Annotated in this window: 26 protein-coding genes; 2 read left to right on the plus strand and 24 right to left on the minus strand. The window is 64.0% G+C overall.

Annotated features, from left to right (window positions below):
- The first annotated feature begins 54 nt into the window (after positions 1-54).
- Complete coding sequence (locus FHS02_RS14780) at positions 55-1,920, plus strand: DUF885 domain-containing protein (protein ID WP_137315235.1); 1,866 nt, start codon at positions 55-57, stop codon at positions 1,918-1,920.
- A 179-nt stretch (positions 1,921-2,099) separates the two neighbouring features.
- Positions 2,100-2,567 carry a DUF2721 domain-containing protein gene (locus FHS02_RS14785; RefSeq protein WP_175424868.1) on the plus strand — a complete coding sequence of 156 codons (468 nt, stop codon included), beginning with the start codon at positions 2,100-2,102 and terminating at the stop codon, positions 2,565-2,567.
- On the opposite strand, the gene tatC is transcribed toward FHS02_RS14785, so the two are convergent.
- From tatC to FHS02_RS14905, 24 genes are all read right to left on the minus strand, one after another.
- Positions 2,564-3,319 carry a twin-arginine translocase subunit TatC gene (gene tatC, locus FHS02_RS14790; protein ID WP_137315237.1) on the minus strand — a complete coding sequence of 252 codons (756 nt, stop codon included), beginning with the start codon at positions 3,317-3,319 and terminating at the stop codon, positions 2,564-2,566. The two genes, FHS02_RS14785 and tatC, sit on opposite strands and share 4 nt — an antisense overlap.
- Positions 3,319-3,843, minus strand: a complete 525-nt coding sequence (gene tatB, locus FHS02_RS14795; RefSeq protein WP_137315238.1) for a Sec-independent protein translocase protein TatB — start codon at positions 3,841-3,843, stop codon at positions 3,319-3,321. The genes tatC and tatB overlap by 1 nt, the downstream gene beginning before the upstream one ends.
- Before the next feature lie 14 nt (positions 3,844-3,857).
- Complete coding sequence (gene tatA / locus FHS02_RS14800; protein ID WP_137315239.1) at positions 3,858-4,091, minus strand: Sec-independent protein translocase subunit TatA; 234 nt, start codon at positions 4,089-4,091, stop codon at positions 3,858-3,860.
- A 179-nt stretch (positions 4,092-4,270) separates the two neighbouring features.
- On the minus strand, positions 4,271-4,642 hold the full coding sequence (locus FHS02_RS14805; RefSeq protein WP_137315240.1) for a histidine triad nucleotide-binding protein: 372 nt from the start codon (positions 4,640-4,642) through the stop codon (positions 4,271-4,273).
- Positions 4,643-4,655: 13 nt separating this feature from the next.
- The gene (locus FHS02_RS14810) at positions 4,656-5,021 is read right to left on the minus strand and encodes a phosphoribosyl-ATP diphosphatase (RefSeq protein ID WP_137315241.1); all 366 of its coding nucleotides are present in this window, start codon (positions 5,019-5,021) and stop codon (positions 4,656-4,658) included.
- Positions 5,018-5,458 carry a phosphoribosyl-AMP cyclohydrolase gene (gene hisI / locus FHS02_RS14815; RefSeq protein WP_137315242.1) on the minus strand — a complete coding sequence of 147 codons (441 nt, stop codon included), beginning with the start codon at positions 5,456-5,458 and terminating at the stop codon, positions 5,018-5,020. The genes FHS02_RS14810 and hisI overlap by 4 nt, the downstream gene beginning before the upstream one ends.
- A gap of 9 nt (positions 5,459-5,467) precedes the next feature.
- Positions 5,468-6,229: an imidazole glycerol phosphate synthase subunit HisF gene (gene hisF, locus FHS02_RS14820; RefSeq protein ID WP_137315243.1), complete on the minus strand. Its 762-nt coding sequence runs from the start codon at positions 6,227-6,229 to the stop codon at positions 5,468-5,470.
- A gap of 1 nt (position 6,230) precedes the next feature.
- The gene (hisA, locus tag FHS02_RS14825; RefSeq protein ID WP_137315244.1) at positions 6,231-7,043 is read right to left on the minus strand and encodes a 1-(5-phosphoribosyl)-5-[(5-phosphoribosylamino)methylideneamino]imidazole-4-carboxamide isomerase; all 813 of its coding nucleotides are present in this window, start codon (positions 7,041-7,043) and stop codon (positions 6,231-6,233) included.
- 49 nt (positions 7,044-7,092) lie between these two features.
- On the minus strand, positions 7,093-7,731 hold the full coding sequence (gene hisH / locus FHS02_RS14830; protein ID WP_137315245.1) for an imidazole glycerol phosphate synthase subunit HisH: 639 nt from the start codon (positions 7,729-7,731) through the stop codon (positions 7,093-7,095).
- 33 nt (positions 7,732-7,764) lie between these two features.
- Positions 7,765-8,367 (minus strand): imidazoleglycerol-phosphate dehydratase HisB, encoded by a 603-nt coding sequence (gene hisB, locus FHS02_RS14835; RefSeq protein WP_137315246.1) that lies wholly within the window; start codon positions 8,365-8,367, stop codon positions 7,765-7,767.
- An 86-nt stretch (positions 8,368-8,453) separates the two neighbouring features.
- On the minus strand, positions 8,454-9,542 hold the full coding sequence (gene hisC / locus FHS02_RS14840) for a histidinol-phosphate transaminase (RefSeq protein WP_137315247.1): 1,089 nt from the start codon (positions 9,540-9,542) through the stop codon (positions 8,454-8,456).
- An 8-nt stretch (positions 9,543-9,550) separates the two neighbouring features.
- Positions 9,551-10,477, minus strand: coding sequence for a DNA-methyltransferase (locus tag FHS02_RS14845; protein WP_137315248.1), 927 nt, complete (start codon positions 10,475-10,477; stop codon positions 9,551-9,553).
- Positions 10,474-11,793: a histidinol dehydrogenase gene (hisD, locus tag FHS02_RS14850; protein ID WP_137315249.1), complete on the minus strand. Its 1,320-nt coding sequence runs from the start codon at positions 11,791-11,793 to the stop codon at positions 10,474-10,476. Before hisD ends, FHS02_RS14845 begins: the two co-directional genes overlap by 4 nt.
- 37 nt (positions 11,794-11,830) lie before the next feature.
- Positions 11,831-12,508 carry an ATP phosphoribosyltransferase gene (gene hisG, locus FHS02_RS14855; RefSeq protein ID WP_131148621.1) on the minus strand — a complete coding sequence of 226 codons (678 nt, stop codon included), beginning with the start codon at positions 12,506-12,508 and terminating at the stop codon, positions 11,831-11,833.
- Between the two features lie 15 nt (positions 12,509-12,523).
- Positions 12,524-13,774 (minus strand): UDP-N-acetylglucosamine 1-carboxyvinyltransferase, encoded by a 1,251-nt coding sequence (gene murA / locus FHS02_RS14860; protein WP_137315250.1) that lies wholly within the window; start codon positions 13,772-13,774, stop codon positions 12,524-12,526.
- Positions 13,775-13,812: 38 nt separating this feature from the next.
- A complete protein-coding gene (locus FHS02_RS14865) occupies positions 13,813-14,055 on the minus strand; it encodes a BolA family protein (protein ID WP_137315251.1) in 243 nt (80 codons plus the stop codon).
- Between the two features lie 42 nt (positions 14,056-14,097).
- Positions 14,098-14,859: an ABC transporter permease gene (locus tag FHS02_RS14870; RefSeq protein ID WP_137315252.1), complete on the minus strand. Its 762-nt coding sequence runs from the start codon at positions 14,857-14,859 to the stop codon at positions 14,098-14,100.
- A complete protein-coding gene (locus FHS02_RS14875; RefSeq protein ID WP_137315253.1) occupies positions 14,856-15,785 on the minus strand; it encodes an ABC transporter ATP-binding protein in 930 nt (309 codons plus the stop codon). The genes FHS02_RS14870 and FHS02_RS14875 overlap by 4 nt, the downstream gene beginning before the upstream one ends.
- A 266-nt stretch (positions 15,786-16,051) precedes the next feature.
- Positions 16,052-16,360 (minus strand): STAS domain-containing protein, encoded by a 309-nt coding sequence (locus FHS02_RS14880; protein ID WP_137315254.1) that lies wholly within the window; start codon positions 16,358-16,360, stop codon positions 16,052-16,054.
- A 59-nt stretch (positions 16,361-16,419) separates the two neighbouring features.
- Positions 16,420-17,064 (minus strand): MlaC/ttg2D family ABC transporter substrate-binding protein, encoded by a 645-nt coding sequence (locus tag FHS02_RS14885; protein WP_137315255.1) that lies wholly within the window; start codon positions 17,062-17,064, stop codon positions 16,420-16,422.
- 143 nt (positions 17,065-17,207) lie between these two features.
- Positions 17,208-17,978, minus strand: a complete 771-nt coding sequence (locus tag FHS02_RS14890; RefSeq protein ID WP_137315256.1) for an MlaA family lipoprotein — start codon at positions 17,976-17,978, stop codon at positions 17,208-17,210.
- Between the two features lie 5 nt (positions 17,979-17,983).
- The gene (gene mlaD / locus FHS02_RS14895; RefSeq protein WP_137315257.1) at positions 17,984-18,448 is read right to left on the minus strand and encodes an outer membrane lipid asymmetry maintenance protein MlaD; all 465 of its coding nucleotides are present in this window, start codon (positions 18,446-18,448) and stop codon (positions 17,984-17,986) included.
- Between the two features lie 66 nt (positions 18,449-18,514).
- The gene (mlaE, locus tag FHS02_RS14900) at positions 18,515-19,300 is read right to left on the minus strand and encodes a lipid asymmetry maintenance ABC transporter permease subunit MlaE (protein WP_137315258.1); all 786 of its coding nucleotides are present in this window, start codon (positions 19,298-19,300) and stop codon (positions 18,515-18,517) included.
- On the minus strand, positions 19,297-20,100 hold the full coding sequence (locus FHS02_RS14905) for an ABC transporter ATP-binding protein (RefSeq protein WP_137315259.1): 804 nt from the start codon (positions 20,098-20,100) through the stop codon (positions 19,297-19,299). The genes mlaE and FHS02_RS14905 overlap by 4 nt, the downstream gene beginning before the upstream one ends.
- Positions 20,101-20,173 lie beyond the last annotated feature (73 nt).

Genomic DNA, 20,173 nt, shown 5'->3' on the forward strand with positions numbered 1-20,173 from the left:
TGATTAATGATAATCTCGCCCCCTGCATGACCCCCGGTAAGAGAAAGTTACACGATGATCAAGACAAAACTCGCGCTGGCCGCCATGATGGCGGCCCTGGCGTTCGCGCCTGCCGAGGCGGCCAGGAAGCCGTCGAAGGCGAAGACCAGCAAGTCCGTCCCGTCCAAGAAGTCCTCGAAAACCAAGTCCAAGGCGAAGAAGGCCGTGGTTGCCGCCGCTGCCACCACGGTGGCCGCGACAGCGCTGGCGTCCGAAAGCCGCGCCGACCGCACCTTCAATGCGCAGTCCAACCAGTTCCTCACGGCGCTGTGGCGGATGGACCCGGAAACGGCGATCACGGTGGGCAAATACGATACCGCCGCCACGCTGACGGTGCCCGACATGGCCACCCGCCAGCTGCAGCTGGCCTTCATCGACGAGTGGCTGGGCCGCTTCGGCAAGATCGACGCGCGGCAGCTGTCGTCGCGCCAGCGCACCGACATGGCGCTGCTGGTCAACAAGCTCAATGCGGACCGCTGGTACCTGACCACGTTCCGCGAATTCGAGTGGAACCCGGCCATGTACAACATCGCCGGCCCGATCGACTACATCCTGCACACCGAATACGCGGCGCGGGCACAGCGCCTGCGCACGCTGCTGCGGCGCATCGCCAACGTGCCGGCTTATTACGAGGCGGCGCGCAACAACCTCACCACACCCACGCGCGAGCACACCCAGCTGGCGATCGCCCAGGCACCGGGCGTGATCGCGCTGCTCGACGAGCTGGGCCGGGAAGCACAGGCTTCCTCGCTGGCCGCCAACGAGAAAGGCCTGTTCGAGCAGCGCATCGCCGCGGCGAAGACCGCCGTCGAAGCCTATGCCGCCTGGCTGGGCGAGACGGACAAGCTGCTGGCGGTGTCCGGCGCCCGCCCGTTCCGCATCGGCCGCGAACTGTATGAACAGAAATTCGCGTTCGACATCCAGTCGGCCAGCACCGGCGAGCAGACCTACCGCAAGGCCCTGGTGGCGCGCGACGAACTGCTGGCGAACATGGACCGCATCAGCGACGAGCTGTGGCCGAAATACCTGGCCGGCGTGCAAAAACCGGCCGACCGCTACGCCAAGATCGGCATGATGATCGACAAGCTTTCGGCCAATCACGTGGCCCCCGAGCGCTTCGTCGAAGAGATCAAGGCGCAGATCCCGAAGCTGCAGGAATGGGTGACGAAGAACGACCTGCTGACGCTGGATGCGAACAAGCCGCTGGTGGTGCGCGAAACGCCCGCCTACCAGCGCGGCGTGGCCGGCGCCAGCATCGAGGCGCCCGGCCCCTACCGCCCGCAGGACCGCACCTACTACAACGTGACGCCGCTGACGGGCGCCACGCCGGAACAGGCCGAAAGCAGCCTGCGCGAATACAACCACTGGATCTTGCAGATCCTGAACATGCACGAGGCGATCCCCGGCCACTATGCGCAGCTGGTATATGCGAACAAGTCGCCGTCGCTGGTGAAGTCGATCTTCGGCAATGGCGCGATGGTCGAAGGCTGGGCCGTGTTCAGCGAACGGATGATGCTGGAATCGGGCTACGACAATTCGCCCGAGATGTGGCTGATGTATTCGAAGTGGAACCTGCGCAGCGTGACCAACACGATCCTCGACTACAGCGTGCACGTGCTGGACATGCCGAAGGAACAGGCGCTCGACCTGCTGACCCGGCAGGCGTTCCAGACGCAGCAGGAAGCAGCCGAAAAATGGCGCCGCGCCACGCTCACGTCGGTGCAGCTGACGTCGTACTTCAGCGGCTACAGCGAAATCATGGAATTGCGCGAACAGCGCCGCGCCGCGCTGGGCGACAAGTTCTCGCAAAAGGCGTTCAACGAGCAATTCCTCGGCTACGGCAGCGCGCCGGTGAAGGTGATCCGGGAACTGATGCAGTAACGACGCCGCGCGAATACTTCGTTCGCACAAAAAAAACGGGAGCCGGCGCTCCCGTTTTTTTTCGCCCGATGCGCGCTGCGGCGACCTTTCGCTGTCGCCGAAATATCCTGGCGGAAGCGTGTGCCGCTGCTGAAAGCGCTGGCTTAGCATGGCCTCCTTGTCAAACGAAAGGAGGAATCATGCAGTTCGAGTTGAAAGATGTACTGGGCGCTGTCGGTCCGACCGCCAGCCTGGTGTTCGCATCGTGGATCTTCATGACGTTCCTGCAGGCGCGCTACAGCGCCGCGTACGAACGGTATCGGGACATGATCGAGGAATTCAGGACCGGCAAGGACACCAGGCGGCGCGAGCTGATCGGCAACCAGATCAAGCTGTATCGCAAGCGGGTGGAGCAGATGCGCTGGGCGACCAGCCTGGGCCTGTGGGCGGCGATCCTGCTGCTGCTGGCATTGATCTCGGGCGCGCTCGACGCGGTCTTCAAGGGCAGCCCGGTGCTGAAGTACGTGGGGCTCGTCGGCACCGTGGCCGGGCTGTCCATGGTCATCGGATCGGCGACCCTGGTGATTCTTGAAAACACCTCGATCAAGCGGGCGATGGATGAGGAGCTGAAGGACGTGCCCGAACTGGAGGGCACGGCGCGCAGTTAGGCGCTTTCCTTGGGCGCCTGCGTCATCCTGACGAACATCGGCGACACCAGCAGCCCCAGTTCGAACAGCATCCACATCGGGATGGCCAGCGCGAACTGGCTGACGACGTCCGGCGGCGTGACGATCGCGGCGATGACGAACGCGCCGACGATCACGTACGGCCGCCACTCGCGCAGCTTGGCCAGCGACACGATGCCCATGCGCACCAGGATCACGACGACGATCGGCACTTCGAACGCGGCGCCAAACGCCAGGCACATCGACATCACGAAATCGAGGTAATTCTCGATGTCCGGCGTGACGGCGATCGACGATGGCGCGAACGTGGCGATGAAGTGGAACACGCGGCCGAACACGAAGAAATAGCAGAACGCCACGCCCGCCATGAACAGCAGCGAGGAGGAAATCACCAGCGGCGCGACCAGGCGTTTTTCATGCGTGTACAGGCCGGGTGCGACGAAGGCCCAAGCCTGGTACAGCACCCATGGCAGCGCCAGGATAATGCCCAGCATCAGCGTGACCTTCATCGGCACGAGGAATGGGGCGGTCACGCCGGTGGCGATGATCTTGGCGCCGGTGGGCAGCGCATCGATCATCGGCTGGGCCAGGAAATCGTACAGGACGGTGGGGCCCGGCCACGCCATCAGCAGGGCGGTGACGATCAGGACGCCGATGGAAGCCTTCAGCAGCCGGTCGCGCAGTTCGACGAGGTGGCTGATGAAGGTTTCTTCGGCGGGTTGTTCAGTGCTCATCAGTAAAAGGAGGCGGGAGGTTTACCGTTGCGCGGACGGAAGCGCGCCACGCGCGCGGCGCCGGACACCACGTGCATGCGGCCGCCGTTGCGCTGCTTGTACCACTGCGGCACGGCCGAGGTGCGCACCAGCCGTTTGCGGCGGAATTCCTTGGCCTTGCGCGCCTGGTCCTCGGTGGAGGCCGAATGGAAGTCCGGCGTATAGCTGGTCGACGCGTCGGAAGATGAGTGGATGCCGCCTTCGATATCGAAGGCGCTCTCCACTTCGGACATGTTCTTCTGGATCGAATTCTCGACATCGGCCTTGATGTTCTGCGCCTGTTCCTGCACGTTCTTTTGCAGGTTGCGCAGCTCGTCCAGCTCGATTTCGCGGCTGACCTCGCTCTTCACATCGTGAAGATAACGCTGCGCGCGGCCGTACAGCGTGCCGGCCATGCGCGCCACCTTGGGCAATTTTTCGGGACCGATGACGATCAGCGCAACGACGCCGATGATGGCCAGTTTGGAAAGACCGAGATCGATCATGAATCAGATTGCGATCAGTGCTTGTTCTTTTCCTTGGCGTCGACCTCGATCGTGCCCTTGTCGGTCACGTGCGCGGGCGGCGGCGCGGGCTGGTCGGCCGCTTCCTTGTCGTCGGTCTTCACGCCATCCTTGAAACCCTTGACGGCCTTGCCCAGGTCCGAGCCGATATTGCCCAGTTTTTTGGTGCCGAAAACCAGCATGACGACGACCAGCACGATCACCCAATGCCAGATGCTCATGGAACCCATAGTATTCTCCTTGCAGGGCGACAACGCCCGAATTCGGTAAGAACAAACAGTTTACACGACTCTTGTGTTGTCATGTTCCTGTCACGATAACGGCCGGAAATAACTCTTCCGCTTGCTTGTTCGACTATCCAGCCAGCGCCACCTGGCGCCCGGGCGCCTGCCCCGGCGCCCTGCCCGGCTCAATGCATGCCGCGCCACGGCCGCGGGCCGCCATAGATATGCATGTGCAGGTGATAAATCACCTGCCCGCCGTCCGGGCCGCTGTTGATGAGCGTCTTGTAGCCGCGCGTCGGGCTGCCATCGGCACCGTATACCACCGAGACGCCATGTTCCTCGGCCAGCTTCGGCGCCAGCGCCAGCAGCTTGCCCAGCAATGGCGTGTCTTCCGGCTGGGCCTCGGTCAGCGTCGAGATATGCTTTTTCGGGATCACCAGCAAATGCACCGGCGCGGCCGGGTTGATGTCCTTGAACGCCAGCAGGTCATCGTCTTCGTAGACGATGCTTGCCGGTACTTGTTTGGCGGCGATCTTGCAGAACAGGCAGTTATCCACGGTTATCCTTGTTTCAGCTGTCTTGACGGGCGGCTTTTTCGGCGATGCCGGAGATACCCTCGCGGCGCGCCAGTTCATCGAGCACCTGCTGCGGCGACAGGTCGAACTGCGCCAGCAGCACCAGCGAATGGAACCACAGATCGGCCACTTCGTACAGCACCTTCGCGCCATCGCCAGAGACGCGGGCATCCTTGGCGGCCATTACGGTCTCGGTGGCTTCCTCGCCGATCTTTTTCAGGATCGCGTCGTCGCCCTTCGAGAACAGCTTGGCCACGTACGACGTGGAGGGATCGGCGCCCTTGCGCGATTCGATCGTGGCGGCCACGCGGCCCAGGATGCCAGCCTCGTCATTCGGGCTGCCTGCGTTACCTGTGCTCATTTCTTCTTTTCCGTATAAATGGTGTCCGGATCCTTCAGCACCGGCTCCACGCTGTTCCAGTCGCCGTCCTTGGCATCGCCGTCGAACTGCTGGAAGAAGCATGAATGCCGCCCCGTGTGGCAGGCGATGCCGCCGGCCTGCTCCACCTTCAGCAGCACCACGTCCTCGTCGCAGTCGAGGCGGATATCGAGCACCTTCTGCACGTGGCCGGATTCCTCGCCCTTGTGCCACAGCTTCTTGCGGGAACGGCTCCAGTACACGGCCTCGTGCAGCTCCACCGTCTTGTACAGCGCGTCGCGGTTCATCCAGGCGAACATCAGCACGTCGTTGCTGCCGTTTTCCTGCACGATCACAGGCACCAGGCCATGCTCGTCCCAGTGCACGCGGTTCAGCCATTTTGCCTTGGCTACGCTAGGCGTCGTCGTCGGGATACTCATATCGTTCTCTCAGGCCTCGCGCATTGGTATGCCCTGCAGCGCCATGAAGCGTTTGGCTTCCTGTACCGTGTGCTGGCCATAGTGGAAGATGCTGGCGGCCAGTACCGCATCGGCATGGCCTTTCGTCACGCCGTCGGCCAGGTCCTGCAGGCCGCCCACGCCGCCCGAGGCGATCACGGGAATGCCCACGGCATCGGAAACGGCGCGCGTCAGCGCCAGGTCGAAGCCGCTCTTGGTGCCGTCGCGGTCCATACTGGTCAGCAGCAGTTCGCCGGCGCCCAGCGACGCCATCTTCTGCGCCCATTCGACGGCATCGAGCCCGGTGGCATTGCGCCCGCCGTGCGTGAACACCTGCCACTTGCCGGGCGCAACCTGCTTGGCGTCGATCGCCACCACGATACACTGCGAGCCGTGCTTCTGGGAGGCGTCGAACACCAGCTGGGGGTTGCTGACGGCCGAGGTATTCAGGCTGATCTTGTCGGCGCCGGCGTTCAGCAGGCGCTGCACGTCCTCCACCTTGCGCACGCCGCCGCCGACCGTCAGCGGAATGAAGACCTGGGCGGCGACCCGTTCGATGATGTCGAGGATCAGCCCGCGGTTGTCGGACGATGCGGTGATGTCGAGGAACGTCAGCTCGTCGGCGCCCTGCTCGTCGTAGCGGCGCGCGATCTCGACCGGATCGCCGGCGTCGCGCAGCTCGGTGAAATTGACACCCTTGACGACGCGGCCGTCGGTCACGTCCAGGCAGGGGATGATGCGTTTGGCCAGCATATTATTTTTCGCCCGCGTCGGACGTCTCGTCCGCGACTTCGTCGAGGATTTCGCCAGTGAGTTCGTCGGCGCGCAGTTGCGCCTCGTTCAGGTTGATCGTGCCTTCGTAGATCGAACGGCCGCAGATGACACCTTCGATGCCTTCGTCCTGCACCGCGCACAGCGCTTCCACGTCGGCCAGGTTGTGCAGGCCGCCGGAGGCGATGATCGGGATGCGCACGGCCTGCGCCAGGCGCACGGTGGCTTCGATGTTCACGCCGCCCATCATGCCGTCGCGGCCGATGTCGGTGTAGACGATCGATTCCACGCCGTACTGCTCGAACTTCTGTGCCAGGTCGATCACCTCGTGGCCGGACATCTTGCTCCAGCCGTCCGTCGCCACCTTGCCGTCCTTGGCATCCAGGCCGACGATGATGTGGCCGGGGAAGGCGCCGCACGCATCGTGCAGGAAGCCGGGGCTCTTCACGGCGGCGGTGCCGATGATGATGTAGCTGATGCCGTCATCGAGGTAGCGCTCGATCGTGTCCAGGTCGCGGATGCCGCCGCCCAGCTGCACGGGAATCTCGTCGATATCGTTCTCCAGCGCGAACTCCTGCACCGTTTTCAGGATCGCCTTCACGGCGCCTTCGTTCTTCGGCTTGCCGGCGAACGCGCCGTTCAGGTCGACCAGGTGCAGGCGGCGTGCGCCCTGCTCCAGCCAGTGGCGGGCCATCGCGGCGGGGTCGTCGGAAAACACGGTGGACTGTTCCATGTCGCCTTGTTTCAGGCGAACGCAGTGACCGTCCTTGAGGTCGATGGCGGGAATGAGCAGCATGGTGGTTTGAAAGGTCGAGTAAGTGGGTGAATGGACGCTGTCGGAGCGCTCAGGGATTCCAGTGAACGAAGTTCTTGTACAGCTGCAGTCCCGTGGCCGCGCTCTTCTCCGGGTGGAACTGGGTGGCGAAAATGTTGTCGCGCGCGATCACGCAGCAGAACGGCGTGCCGTACACGGTTTCGCCCACGCTGTGCGCCGGGTTCTCCGGCCGCGCGTAATAGCTGTGGACGAAATAGAAATAGGCGTCGTCGGGAATGCCGGCCCACATCGCATGGGGCGCGGTCTGCTTGACCTTGTTCCAGCCGATCTGCGGCACCTTGAAGCGCGAACCGTCTTCCTGCAGCTGCCCGTCGAGCTGGAAGCGCACCACCGCGCCCGGGAACAGGCCCAGGCCTTCGGCATTGCGTTCCTCGCTGCGTTCGAGCAGCATCTGCTCGCCAACGCAGACGCCCATCAGCGGTTTCGTCTGCGCGGCGCGCATCAGCGCATCGTGCACGCCCGATTCGCGCAGGTGGGTCATACAGTCGAGCATCGAGCCCTGGCCGGGCAGCACGATGCGGTCGGCCGCGTCGATATCGGCCGGTACGCCGGAAATGGACACGTCGGCTTCCGGCGCGACGGCGCGCAGGGCCTGCGCAACGGAGCGCACGTTACCCATGCCGTAGTCAACTACAACGATTTTTTTCATGGTGTGAAAGCCGAGTATCAGCTAGCGGCGGGTTTAAAGGCTTCCTTTGGTGGAGGGGATCGTGCCGGCGGCACGCTCGTCGAACTCGGCAGCCATGCGCAGTGCGCGCCCGAACGCCTTGAACACCGTTTCGCACTGGTGGTGGGCATTGGTGCCGCGCAGGTTATCGATGTGCAGCGTGATGCCGGCATGGTTGACGAAGCCGCGGAAGAACTCCAGCGTCAGGTCGACGTCGAACGTGCCGATCATCGCACGGGTGAACGGGATGTGGTACTCGATGCCCGGGCGCCCGGAAAAATCGATGACGACGCGCGACAGCGCCTCGTCCAGCGGCACGTAGGCATGGCCGTAGCGGCGGATGCCCTTGCGGTCGCCGATGGCCTTGGCCACCGCCATGCCCAGCGTGATGCCCACGTCCTCGACGGTATGGTGGTTGTCGATGTGCGTGTCGCCGGTAGCCTTGACGTCCAGGTCGATCAGGCCGTGGCGCGCGATCTGGTCCAGCATGTGGTCCAGGAAAGGCACGCCGGTATCGAGCTTCTGCACCCCGGTACCGTCCAGGTTCAGGGCGACGCGGATCTGCGTCTCGTTGGTGTTGCGGATGACTTCTGCAATGCGGGCTGCGGGCAAATTCATGGGAAACTCAGGGTTAGGATGGGGCGCGAACTCGGTTTCGACTCAGCGTCGGTTCAGCTTCTGATTCACTAAGCTTTAACTCAACCTCAGCTCAGCGAGTCTTTCAGGGCGTCGAGGAAAGCGGCGTTCTCGTCCGGCGTGCTGACGGTGACGCGAAGGCAGTTCGCCAGCACACTGTGCATTTTACTCAAATTTTTAATCAGGATTTTACGACTTACCAGTTTGGCATGGACACTGTCGGCATCCGGCACACGGATCGTGATGAAATTGGCCGCCGACGGGAACACCTGCACGCCCGGCAGCGCGGCCAGCGCGGCGGAAAGTGCCGTGCGCTGTTCGCGCAGCAGGCGGGCCTGCTCGTTCAGTACCTCGACATGGTCGAGCGCGAACTCGGCCGCCGCCTGCGTCATCACGTTGATGTTGTAGGGCGGACGCACCTTCTCGAACTGCTCCAGCAGCGCCGGCGCCGCGCTCATGTAGCCCAGCCGGATACCGGCCAGCCCCAGCTTGGACAGGGTGCGCATCACGATCAGGTTGGCGAATTCCGGCAGGCGCGGCATGAAACTCTGCTGCGCGAACGGCTCGTAGGCTTCGTCGACCACCACCAGGCCCTGCTCGCCCTGGGCGCGCAGGATCGCTTCGATGTCGGCCGTGTCGAACAGGTTGCCGGTAGGGTTGTTCGGGTAGGCCAGGAAGATCAGCGTCGGCCGGTGCCGCTCGATCGCCGCCAGCATCGCCGGCAGGTCGAGCGCCAGGTCCGCCTTCAGGGGGATGCCGACGAAATCCATGCCGGCCACCTGGGCCGAACGCTGGAACATCACGAAGGCCGGCACGGGCGCCAGCATCACGGCGCGGCGGTCCTGCCAGGCGCAGGTGGCGGCCATGATGGCGATCAGTTCGTCGGAACCATTGCCCAGAAGCACGTCGTAGCCGGCCGGGATGCCGAGCTTCGCGCGAATGCGCTCCTTCAGCGGGCCGTAGGCCGCAGCCGGGTAACGGTTCAGCGCCACCTCGGCGAGCCGGCCGGCCAGTTCGCGGCGCAGCTCCTCCGGCAGCTGGTACGGGTTTTCCATCGCGTCCAGCTTCACGAAGCCGCTCGCATCCGGCACGTGGTAGCTCTTGTCGCTGCGCACGTCGGGGCGGATGGTGTTGGCAATCAGGCTGTCGAGGGACATGCTTTCAGTTACTCCAGTTCGTTATTCGGGGCTGCCGACGGGGCGACGGCCCTGGCAGGCGTTTTCCTGACTGCGCGCTTCTTAGGCGGCGCTGCCGGAAAACCGGGATCAGACCCCGGATCGGTGGCGCGGACCTTGGACCGGCCGCGGGCCTTGGGGTCAGACCCCAGCTGCTCGGCGGGCGGTGGCTCCGCCAGGCGCTCCGCCAGGATCCTGCAATAGTCGGGATTCAGTTCAAAGCCGGTGAAGTGGCGGCCCGTGTTGCGCGCCGCGACGGCCGTGGTGCCGCTGCCCATGAACAGGTCGAGCACCACGCCGCCGGGCGGACACGATGCCTTCACCATCCGTTCGATGATCTCGAGCGGCTTTTGCGTGGGGTGATCGACCCGCTCCGCATGTTGCCTGTGCAAGCGCGATACGCTCCACAGGTCTTTCGGGTTGTAGCCCTGTTCCAGCCATTTCGCACCGATGAAGATCGAGCGCGACCGGGCCTTCTTGGTTTCGGCGTCGTACGGGATGCGCACGGCGTCGAGGTCGAAATAATAATCCTTGCGGCGCACGAACAGGCCGATCGTGTCGTGTACCGACGTAAAACTGCGCACGGTACCGCCCATCGACGGCACCCGGCGGTCCCAGATGATCTCGTTGATCATCGTCATCCGCCGTTTCAGCATCACGAAGATTTCCGGCGCCGAACGCCACGTCGTGAAGATATACAGGCTGCCGTTTTCCTTCAGCTTCGGCAGCGCGGCATCGACCCATTGCTCGGTCCACGCCAGGAAATCGTCCACCGGCTGCTGGTCGGAGGCGTTGCCGTAATCCTTGCCCAGGTTGTACGGCGGGTCCGTCAGGATCAGGTCGATCGAGCCATCCGGGATGCGGTGCAAGCCTTCCAGTGCATCCTCGCAGAACACCTGATCGAGCCAGGCGCTCATGATTTCAGCCGCAGCTCCGCGCTGCGGGCGTGCGCCTGCAAGCCTTCGCCGTAGGCCAGCTCGGCGGCGATCCTGCCCAGCGTCTGGGCGCCCGCCTCGCTGACCTGGATGACCGACGAGCGCTTCTGGAAGTCGTACACGCCCAGCGGCGACGAGAAGCGCGCCGTGCGCGACGTCGGCAGAACGTGGTTCGGCCCGCAGCAGTAGTCGCCCAGCGATTCGGACGAGAAGCGGCCGAGGAACATCGCGCCGGCATGGCGGATCTTGTCGGCCCACTGCTGCGGCTCCTCGGCGGAAATCTCCAGGTGCTCGGCGGCGATGGCGTTGGCGATCTCGCATGCCTCGTCCATGTCGCGAACTTTCACCAGCGCGCCGCGGTCGGTCAGCGACGTGCGGATGGTTTCCTGGCGCGGCATCGTCGGCAGCAATTTCTGGATCGAAGCCTCGACTTGCGCGATGTAGTCCGCGTCCGGGCACAGCAGGATCGCCTGCGCCAGTTCGTCGTGCTCGGCCTGAGAGAACAGGTCCATCGCAACCCAGTCCGGGTCCGTGGTGCCGTCGCACACCACCAGGATTTCCGACGGACCAGCGATCATGTCGATGCCCACCGCGCCGAATACGCGGCGCTTGGCGGCCGCCACGTACGCGTTGCCGGGGCCGACGATCTTGTCGACCGGCTGGATCGACTCGGTACCGTAGGCCAGCGCGGCCACGGCCTGCGCACCGCCGATGCCGATCACGCGATCGACGCCGGCGATCGCCGCGGCGGCCAATACCATCTGGTTCTTGATACCGTCCGGTGTCGGCACCACCATCACGATTTCGCCGACGCCGGCCACCTTCGCGGGAATCGCGTTCATCAGCACCGACGACGGGTAGGCCGCTTTGCCGCCGGGCACGTAGATGCCCACGCGGTCCAGCGCCGTGATGCGCTGGCCCAGGATCGTGCCGTCCGCTTCCGTGTAGGTAAAGCCCTGCAGTTCCTGCTTCTGGCGCTCGTGGAACACGCGGATGCGCTCGGCCGCGGTCTGCAATGCCGCGCGCTGCGCATCGGGCAATGCCGCCAGCGCGGCTTCCAGGTCGGCCTGGCCGATGTCGAATGCCTGCAGGTCGGCCGCGCCGCCGTTGGGGATGCGGTCGAATTTGTTGGTGTACTCGACCACCGCTTCGTCGCCGCGCGCGCGTACCTGCGCGATGATCTCGGTGACGGCCTGTTCGATGGCGAAATCGGTTTCCGCTTCGAACGCGAGCAGCGCGTCGAGCGTTTCCTGGAAGTCGATGGCGGTGGAGTCGAGCTTGCGGATCTGGATCATGATGGCTGGCTTCAGGGGTTTTACTGGCGTTTTACTGGTTTTACTTGGCTTGCGAGGCTTTTTCGAACGCCTCGAGAATCGGCTGCAGGCGGGCGCGCTTCAGTTTCAGCGCGGCCTGGTTGACGACCAGGCGCGACGAGATGTCGCAGATCTCTTCCACTTCCACCAGGTTGTTGGCGCGCAGCGTGCTGCCGGTGCTGACCAGGTCGACGATCGCGTCGGACAGCCCCACCAGCGGCGCCAGTTCCATCGAGCCATACAGCTTGATCAGGTCGACGTGCACGCCCTTCTTGGCAAAGTGCTGGCGCGCCATCTCGGTGAACTTGGTGGCCACGCGCAGGCGCGCGCCCTGGCGCACCGCGGTTTCGTAGTCGAAGCCCGCCTTCACCGCCACCGACATGCGGCAGCGCGCGATGTTCAGGTCGATCGGCTGGTACAGGCCTTCGCCGCCATGCTCGAACAGCACGTCCTTGCCGGCCACGCCGAAATCGGCGGCACCATGCTGCACATAGGTCGGCACGTCGGTGGCACGCACGATCAGCACGCGCACGTGCGGGTCGTTGGTCGGCAGGATCAGCTTGCGCGAGGTTTCCGGGTTTTCCGTGACGGTGATGCCGGCTGCCGCCAGCAGCGGCAGCGTGTCCTCGAAGATCCGGCCCTTCGACAGGGCGAGGATCAGTTGCGAGCGGTCGGTGGCCTGGGCGGGAAGTGTACTCATGGTGATCTGGCGAATTTACTTGATGCGGGTGATGTTGGCGCCGACGGCGGAGAGCTTCACTTCCATGCGGTCGTAGCCGCGATCGAGGTGATAGATGCGGTCGACCAGCGTTTCGCCCTTCGCGGCCAGGCCGGCAATGACGAGCGAGGCCGAAGCGCGCAGGTCGGTCGCCATCACAGGCGCGCCGATCAGCTGCGGCACGCCGTCGATCCACGCGGTATTGCCGTCGATGCGAATGTGCGCGCCCAGGCGATTCATTTCCTGCACGTGCATGAAGCGGTTTTCGAAGATCGTTTCCGTCACGCTGCTGTGGCCGCTGGCGATGGTGTTGACGGCCATGAACTGCGCCTGCATGTCGGTCGGGAAGCCCGGGTATTCGGTGGTGCGGAACGAGGCCGGCGTGGGGCGGCCATCCATCTGCGCGCGGATCCACGTGTCGCCCACGGTCAGGCGCACGCCCATCTCGCGCAGCTTTTCCAGCGCCGCGTCGAGGATGTCGGTACGGGTATTGCGGATCGTGACGTCGCCGCCGGCGGCCGCCACGGCGCACAGGAACGTGGCGGCTTCGATACGGTCGGAAATCACCGCATGGGCCGCGCCGTTCAGCGCCGGTACGCCCTGGATCACCAGGCGGTTGGTGCCGATGCCGTCGATCTTCGCGCCCATCGCCACCAGCAGGTTGGCCAGGTCCGTCACTTCCGGCTCGCACGCGGCGTTTTCCAGGATCGTCTCGCCTTCGGCCAGCGTGGCGGCCATCAGCAGGTTTTCCGTGCCGGTCACCGTGATCATGTCGGTCGCGACGCGGGTGCCTTGCAGTTTTTTCGCCTTCGCATAGATGTAGCCGGCGTCGATCGAGATCTCGGCACCCAGCGCACGCAGGCCCTTGATATGCTGGTCGACAGGGCGCGAACCGATCGCGCAGCCGCCCGGCAGCGACACCTTGGCTTCGCCGAAGCGCGCCAGCAGCGGGCCGAGCACGAGGATCGACGCGCGCATCGTCTTCACCATCTCGTACGGCGCTTCCAGCTTGTTGATGGCCGCGCCGTTCAGCGTGACCTTGTCGCCATCCTGCGCGACCGCCAGGCCGGTCTGGCGCAGCAGCTTGAGCATCGTGGACACGTCGTGCAGGTTCGGCACGTTCGACAGTTGCAGGTCGCCGGCGGTCAGCAGCCCCGCGCACAGGATGGGCAGCGCCGCGTTCTTGGCGCCGGAGATCTGGATGTCCCCGACCAGGCGCTTGCCGCCGGTGATGAGCAGTTTGTCCATCGATTTTCCTTGGTGTTCGTTATTCTTGTTTTTTCCTGTTACGCCTTGGCCGCGAATTCTTCGGGGGTCAGCGTCTTCATCGACAGCGCGTGGATCTCCTCGCGCATGCGGTCGCCCAGCGCCGCGTAGACGATCTGGTGGCGCTGGATCGGGCGCTTGCCCGCGAACGCGGTCGAGACGATGACGGCGGTGAAGTGCTGGCCGTCGCCCTCCACTTCCAGGTGGGTGCAGTCGAGGCCGGCGGCGATGTAGCCGTGGATTGCTTCAGGGGTCGTGGTCATGTTGGTACCTCTTTCATGTCGCTTGATGTTTCTAATGTCTGCTCAGTGCCTGAGCCTGTAGCCGCTCTTGAGCAGGCGGATCGCCAGCAGCGCCAGCACCACCAGGAAGGCGGACACGATGGCCAGGCTGGTCCAGGGATTGATGTCGGACTGGCCGAAGAAGCCGTAGCGGAAGCCGTCGATCATGTAGAAGAACGGGTTCAGGTGCGAGACGGTCAGCCAGAACGGCGGCAGCGAGTGAATCGAATAGAACACGCCGGACAGGAACGTCAGCGGCATGATCAGGAAATTCTGGAAGGCGGCCAGCTGGTCGAATTTTTCGGCCCAGATGCCGGCGATCAGGCCCATCGTGCCGAGGATGGCGGCGCCCAGCAGCGCGAACACGGCGATCCACAGCGGCCAGGCGAACGACATGTGCGCGAACCAGGCGGTGGCGATGAACACGCCCAGGCCCACCACCAGGCCGCGCACCATCGCGGCGATCGTGTAGGCCGAGAAGATTTCCCAGTGAGACAGGGGTGTGAGCAGCACGAACACCAGGTTGCCGGTGATCTTCGACTGGATCAGCGACGACGACGAATTGGCGAACGAGTTCTGCAATACGCTCATCATCACCAGGCCGGGGACCAGGAACGACGTGTACGACACGCCTTCGTACACCTGCACGCGGCCTTCGAGCACGTGGCCGAAGATCAGCAGGTACAGCATGGCGGTCAGGATCGGCGCGGCGATCGTCTGCGTGGCCACCTTGTAGAAGCGCAGCGTTTCCTTGTATACAAGGGTGCGGAAGCCCGTCGACATCATTGCGCGGCCCCTCCACCCGTGATTTCCAGGAAGATGTCTTCCAGGTCGGCCTGCTGCAGCTGCATCTCGTCGATGACGGCGCCGCTCTCGCGCAGGCGCGCCAGGATGGTTTCCACTTCCATGTATTCGTTGACCTTCAGGCTGTACTGGCGGCCGGAGGCGGACAGTTGCGAACCGGTCTCGGCGTGCAGCACCAGGTGCTGCAGGTCCTGCGGCAGGTCGCCCTGCTTCAGGTGCACGATCAGCTGCGAGCCGGAGATGCGGCGGATCAGCGACGACATCGTGTCCAGCGCCACCACCTTGCCCAGCTTCATCATCGCCACGCGCTTGCACATCGCCTGCGCTTCTTCCAGGTAGTGCGTGGTCAGCACGATGGTGTGGCCTTCGCGGTTCAGGCGCGAGATGAATTTCCACAGCGTCTGGCGCAGCTCGACGTCCACGCCCGCGGTCGGCTCGTCGAGCACGATGACGGGCGGCTTGTGCACCAGCGCCTGCGCCACCAGCACGCGGCGCTTCATGCCGCCGGACAGTGCGCGCATGTTGGTGTCGGCCTTGTTGGTCAGGTCGAGGTTCTCCATCACCTCGTCGATCCATTTGTCGTTGTTCGGCAGGCCGAAGTAGCCGGACTGCAGGCGCAGCGTTTCGCGCACCGTGAAGAACGGGTCGAACACCAGTTCCTGCGGCACCACGCCGAGCTTCCTGCGCGCCGCGCGGAAATCGGACACCACGTCGTGGCCATGGATCGACACGGAACCGCCGTCGGCGCGGATCAGGCCCGCGATGATGGAGATCAGCGTGGTCTTGCCGGCACCGTTCGGGCCGAGCAGCCCGAAGAATTCGCCTTCCTCGATCGAGAGCGACACGCCGCCCAGCGCCTGCAGCGATTGGTAGCGCTTCTGGACATTGCTGATTTGGATTGCTGTCATGCCTTGTTTGTATTCTGTGCAACGCCGACCGTTGCGCTGGCGGTTCGCCTGGTGCCAAGCTGCGGCGCCTTCATGCCGAACCGGCGCCGAGTTGGGGTCGAATCGGCGTCGAACCTGCGTCGATGCTGCGCATTGGACCTGCATCGGAGTCATTCATGCGGACGCTCCGGCCAATCTGGCAAGAGCAACGGTCAATTATATTGGAATTTCGACCCGATCATGCCCGGGCCGGCGGAAATACAGCGGAGAGGGGGAGAAGGCGAGGGTCAATGGTGGTGCAGTTCGGCAGCCGTGCAGGCTTCCGGCGAGACGAGGGAGCAGACGCCGTACAGCTTGGTCAGGCTTTGCAGCATCGGCGGCAGGTTCACGAGGCGCAGCGTGACGCCGGCCGCATGGGCGGCGCGCTGCCACGCCAGCATCACGGAAACGGCGGCCGAATCGACGGCCACCACGTTGCGCATGTCGAACACGCTCTGGCCGGCCTGCAGCGCCACGAGGCCGTGCTCCAACGCCGCCGTGGCGTTATCGACGGTCAATGCGGTCAGGGACAGCATGTTGTTGGCGGCGTCGTTCATGGTCTCGGGAGTTGGTTTTCGTCGAAGAACGGGCCGGATGCGATCCGGCCCGGGAGTGATCACTTCTTGGCGGTAGCCAGCGGCTTGTTTGCCAGCTGCTTGTTCTTCGCGGCCAGCGTCTTGATCAGGCCATCGATGCCGCCCTTGCTGATCTCGGTGTTGAAGGTGCCCTTGTAGGTTTCCACCAGCCAGGCGCCCAGCACGTTGATGTCGTAGATCTTCCAGCCGGAGGCCGTCTTCGCCACGCGGTAGTTCAGCAGGACCGGTTCGCCGCGGGTCATGTTGACCTGGGAGCGCACTTCCACTTCGGTGTCGGCCGGGTCGGCGCGCAGCGGCTTGAATTCGATCGTTTCGTTACGCACCTGCGACAGCGCGCCGGAATACGTGTAGATCAGCAGCGTGCGGAATTCGGTGGACAGCGCGCGCTTCTGTTCCGGCGTGGCTTCGCGCCAGTAGCGGCCGGCGGCCAGCGCGGTCATGCGCTCGAAATCCACGTACGGCAGGATCTTGGTTTCCACCAGGTCCATCACCTTGCGGGTGTTGCCGGCCTGGATTTCCTTGTCGTTCTTGGCGGTGTTCAGCACTTCCGAGCTGATGCGCTTGACCAGTTGGTCCGGTGCTTCGTTCGCGGTCTGCGCCGAGGCGACGCCGGTGGCGGCGAACGCGAAGGTGGCGATGGCGAGCAGTTGCTTGATCAGTTTCATGAGTTCTACCCAGGTTGGTTGTACCGATATTGGTTGCACGACAATCACAGGCCGGTGCCATGCCCGGCCGGTGCGCCATTATAGCGGCGGGCGGGCCGAGGCGCGCCCGGCCGTTACTGTCCCTTACCGTGCGTTACGGTCCGTTACGTTGCCGGCTGCGCCGTGCCTTCGCCGGTCGGGTTCACCGAAGGCTGTGCCGGCACGTTTTCTTCCGCCTTGGTCTCCGGCACGTCGCCGTCATAGACCTGGCTCTGGCGGCGCTGCAGGAAACCGTCGCGGTAGAACTCGTAGCGGTCCAGTGCGGCCTCTTCCAGCAGGGTCGACGCATCGAGCAGCGACGCGCGCTGGTCGATCACGCGCACCACGCCGCCGATCGTGCGGACATGCGTGGGATCCTTGTACGACCACGGGTCGGCCACGATGTCCAGCGGCAGGCCGGCGGTGTCACGCAAGGTGGACGGCCCCAGCAGCGGCAGTACCACGTACGGGCCGGGCTGCACGCCCCAGCGGCCCAGGGTCTGGCCGAAGTCTTCCTTGTGCTTGCGCAGGCCGGCTTCGGAGGCGATGTCGAACAGGCCCAGCACGCCGAACGTGGAGTTCAGCGCGAAACGGCCGATGTCGGACACGGCGTCGCCGCCCTTGCCTTGCAGCAGATTATTGCCGCCGGTCCACAGGTCCTGCAGGTTGCCGAAGAAATTGTTGACGCCGGTCTGCACGAACGACGGCGTGACATTCTTGTATCCGGTGGCGACCGGCTTCAGCGCATAGGTGTCGACCTTGTCGTTGAAATTGAAGACGGCGCGGTTCCAGTTTTCCATCGGATCGCGCTTGTCCGGGCCAACGGCGCAACCGGACAATGCGGCCGTGGCGGCCAAGGCGGCCAATATCGGCAAAACGGAGGTTTGACGGCGCATCGGTTTCAGTCCTTTCCTTCAGCGGCTTTGCTGTAGATGAATTGGTTGATCAGGTCTTCCAGCACCGCGGCGGACTGCGTACGGGCGATCCTGTCGCCCTGGGCCAGGTTGTTTTCGTCGCCACCGGCTTCGATGCCGACATATTGCTCGCCCAGCAGGCCGGCCGTGAGGATCTTGGCCGAGCTGTCTTTCGGGAATTTGTACGTCGAGTCCATCTCCAGCGTCACGGCCGCCTTGTACGATTTGTCGTCGAAGGCGATCCGCGCCACGCGCCCGACCACCACGCCGGAAGCCTTGACGGCCGCCTGCGGGCGCAGGCTGCCGATATTGTCGAACTTGGCGGTGATTTCATACGTCTTCGCGAGCGAGAACGTGCCGCTGTTGCCGGCCTTCAAAGCCAGGAACATCAGCGCGGCGACACCGAAGACGACGAACAGGCCGACCCACACATCCAGAGATTTGCGTTGCATTTTTACTTATCCTATCTGTTTTTCCATAAGTGCGCCGGGCATTCCCACGAAGCAATTATTTATTCATCACTTGCTGAACATCAGTGCCGTCAGCATGAAGTCGAGCCACCAGATCATCAGCGACGACACGACCACCGTGCGGGTGGTGGCACCGGCCACGTCTTCCGGCGTCGGCCGCGTCTCGTAGCCCTGGTACAGGGCGATGAAGGTGATCGCGATGCCGAACACCACGCTCTTGACGAAGCCGTTGCCCACGTCCTTCCACAGGTCGATGCCGGCTTCCATCTGCGACCAGAACGCCCCCGCATCGACGCCGATCAGGCCCACGCCGACCAGGTAGCCGCCCAGGATGCCGACCGCGGAAAAGATCGACGCCAGCAGCGGCACGGCGATCACGCCGGCCCAGAACCGCGGTGCCAGCACGCGCTGGATCGGATTCACGGCCATCATTTCCATCGCCGACAGCTGCTCGCCGGCCTTCATCAAGCCGATCTCGGCCGTCAGCGACGTGCCGGCGCGGCCCGCAAACAGCAGGCCCGTGATGACGGGACCGAGTTCACGCGTCAGGCCCAGCGCCACCAGCAAGCCCAGCGATTCGGAGGCGCCGTACTTGTTCAGCGTGTAATACCCCTGCAGGCCCAGCACCATGCCGACGAACAGGCCGGACAGCGTGATGATCAGCAGCGAATAATTGCCGATGAAATGCAGTTGCTCGATGACGAGGTGGGGCCGGCGCATCATGCCGGGCGACAGGCCCAGCATCGTGAAGAACGTGCGCGTGGCATAGCCGACGCTTTCCACGTAATCGCGCACGGTATTGCCGACGCCGGCCAGCACGCGGCGGCCGATCATTTGCGCACTCCCAGGCCGAGGTCATCGGCCAGCGACTTGCCGGGATAGTGGAACGGCACCGGGCCGTCCGCTTCGGCGTGGACGAATTGTTTCACGTAAGGGTCGGTCGATACCATCATTTCAGCCGGGGTGCCGTGGGCAACGATCTTGCCCTGCGACAGGAAATACACATAGTCCGCGATCGTGAACGACTCCTTCACGTCGTGCGACACCAGGATGCTGGTGGAACCGAGCGCGTCGTTCAGGTTGCGGATCAGGTTCGCTGTCACGCCCATCGAAATCGGGTCGAGGCCGGCGAACGGCTCGTCATACATGATCAGCTGCGGGTCGAGCGCGATGGAACGGGCCAGCGCCACCCGGCGCGCCATGCCGCCGGAAATCTCGCCCGGCTTGAGCGGCGCAGCGTTGCGCAGGCCGACGGCGTTCAGCTTCATCAGCACGAGATCGCGGATCAGCTCCTCCGGCAGGTCGGTATGCTCGCGCAGCGGGAACGCCACGTTTTCAAATACGGTCAGGTCCGTAAACAGCGCGCCATGCTGGAACAGCATGCCCATTTTGCGGCGCAGCAAATACAGTTCGTTGGTTTTCAGCTTGTGGACGATCTGGCCGTCGACGCTGACCTGCCCTTTGCTGGGCCGGATCTGCCCGCCGATCAGGCGCAGCACCGTTGTCTTGCCGCTCCCGGAACCGCCCATGACCGCGATGACCTTCCCCTTTGGAAAGTCCATGTGGAGCCCCGCCAGGATGGGGCGCTTCCCATACGAGAAGTGCAGATCACGGATTTCAACGAGGTTTGCCACGGCAGACAGTCTTTATTTTTAATGCCATATTGTAATGCAGAAAGCCGATACTCTGCTGCGCATGCCTTGAGAA

The sequence above is a fragment of the Pseudoduganella umbonata genome (assembly GCF_014192225.1).
GTDB lineage: Bacteria > Pseudomonadota > Gammaproteobacteria > Burkholderiales > Burkholderiaceae_D > Rugamonas > Rugamonas umbonata.

Bases quoted from the DNA above. Each gene is read 5' to 3' on its own strand.
- FHS02_RS14780 (WP_137315235.1), top strand. From the start codon at position 55: ATGATCAAGACAAAACTCGCGCTGGCCGCCATGATGGCGGCCCTGGCG.
- FHS02_RS14785 (WP_175424868.1), top strand. From the start codon at position 2,100: ATGCAGTTCGAGTTGAAAGATGTACTGGGCGCTGTCGGTCCGACCGCC.
- tatC (WP_137315237.1), bottom strand. From the start codon at position 3,319: ATGAGCACTGAACAACCCGCCGAAGAAACCTTCATCAGCCACCTCGTC.
- tatB (WP_137315238.1), bottom strand. From the start codon at position 3,843: ATGATCGATCTCGGTCTTTCCAAACTGGCCATCATCGGCGTCGTTGCG.
- tatA (WP_137315239.1), bottom strand. From the start codon at position 4,091: ATGGGTTCCATGAGCATCTGGCATTGGGTGATCGTGCTGGTCGTCGTC.
- FHS02_RS14810 (WP_137315241.1), bottom strand. From the start codon at position 5,021: ATGAGCACAGGTAACGCAGGCAGCCCGAATGACGAGGCTGGCATCCTG.
- hisI (WP_137315242.1), bottom strand. From the start codon at position 5,458: ATGAGTATCCCGACGACGACGCCTAGCGTAGCCAAGGCAAAATGGCTG.
- hisF (WP_137315243.1), bottom strand. From the start codon at position 6,229: ATGCTGGCCAAACGCATCATCCCCTGCCTGGACGTGACCGACGGCCGC.
- hisA (WP_137315244.1), bottom strand. From the start codon at position 7,043: ATGCTGCTCATTCCCGCCATCGACCTCAAGGACGGTCACTGCGTTCGC.
- hisH (WP_137315245.1), bottom strand. From the start codon at position 7,731: ATGAAAAAAATCGTTGTAGTTGACTACGGCATGGGTAACGTGCGCTCC.
- hisB (WP_137315246.1), bottom strand. From the start codon at position 8,367: ATGAATTTGCCCGCAGCCCGCATTGCAGAAGTCATCCGCAACACCAAC.
- hisC (WP_137315247.1), bottom strand. From the start codon at position 9,542: ATGTCCCTCGACAGCCTGATTGCCAACACCATCCGCCCCGACGTGCGC.
- FHS02_RS14845 (WP_137315248.1), bottom strand. From the start codon at position 10,477: ATGAGCGCCTGGCTCGATCAGGTGTTCTGCGAGGATGCACTGGAAGGC.
- hisG (WP_131148621.1), bottom strand. From the start codon at position 12,508: ATGAGTACACTTCCCGCCCAGGCCACCGACCGCTCGCAACTGATCCTC.
- murA (WP_137315250.1), bottom strand. From the start codon at position 13,774: ATGGACAAACTGCTCATCACCGGCGGCAAGCGCCTGGTCGGGGACATC.
- FHS02_RS14865 (WP_137315251.1), bottom strand. From the start codon at position 14,055: ATGACCACGACCCCTGAAGCAATCCACGGCTACATCGCCGCCGGCCTC.
- FHS02_RS14870 (WP_137315252.1), bottom strand. From the start codon at position 14,859: ATGATGTCGACGGGCTTCCGCACCCTTGTATACAAGGAAACGCTGCGC.
- FHS02_RS14875 (WP_137315253.1), bottom strand. From the start codon at position 15,785: ATGACAGCAATCCAAATCAGCAATGTCCAGAAGCGCTACCAATCGCTG.
- FHS02_RS14880 (WP_137315254.1), bottom strand. From the start codon at position 16,360: ATGAACGACGCCGCCAACAACATGCTGTCCCTGACCGCATTGACCGTC.
- FHS02_RS14885 (WP_137315255.1), bottom strand. From the start codon at position 17,064: ATGAAACTGATCAAGCAACTGCTCGCCATCGCCACCTTCGCGTTCGCC.
- FHS02_RS14890 (WP_137315256.1), bottom strand. From the start codon at position 17,978: ATGCGCCGTCAAACCTCCGTTTTGCCGATATTGGCCGCCTTGGCCGCC.
- mlaD (WP_137315257.1), bottom strand. From the start codon at position 18,448: ATGCAACGCAAATCTCTGGATGTGTGGGTCGGCCTGTTCGTCGTCTTC.
- mlaE (WP_137315258.1), bottom strand. From the start codon at position 19,300: ATGATCGGCCGCCGCGTGCTGGCCGGCGTCGGCAATACCGTGCGCGAT.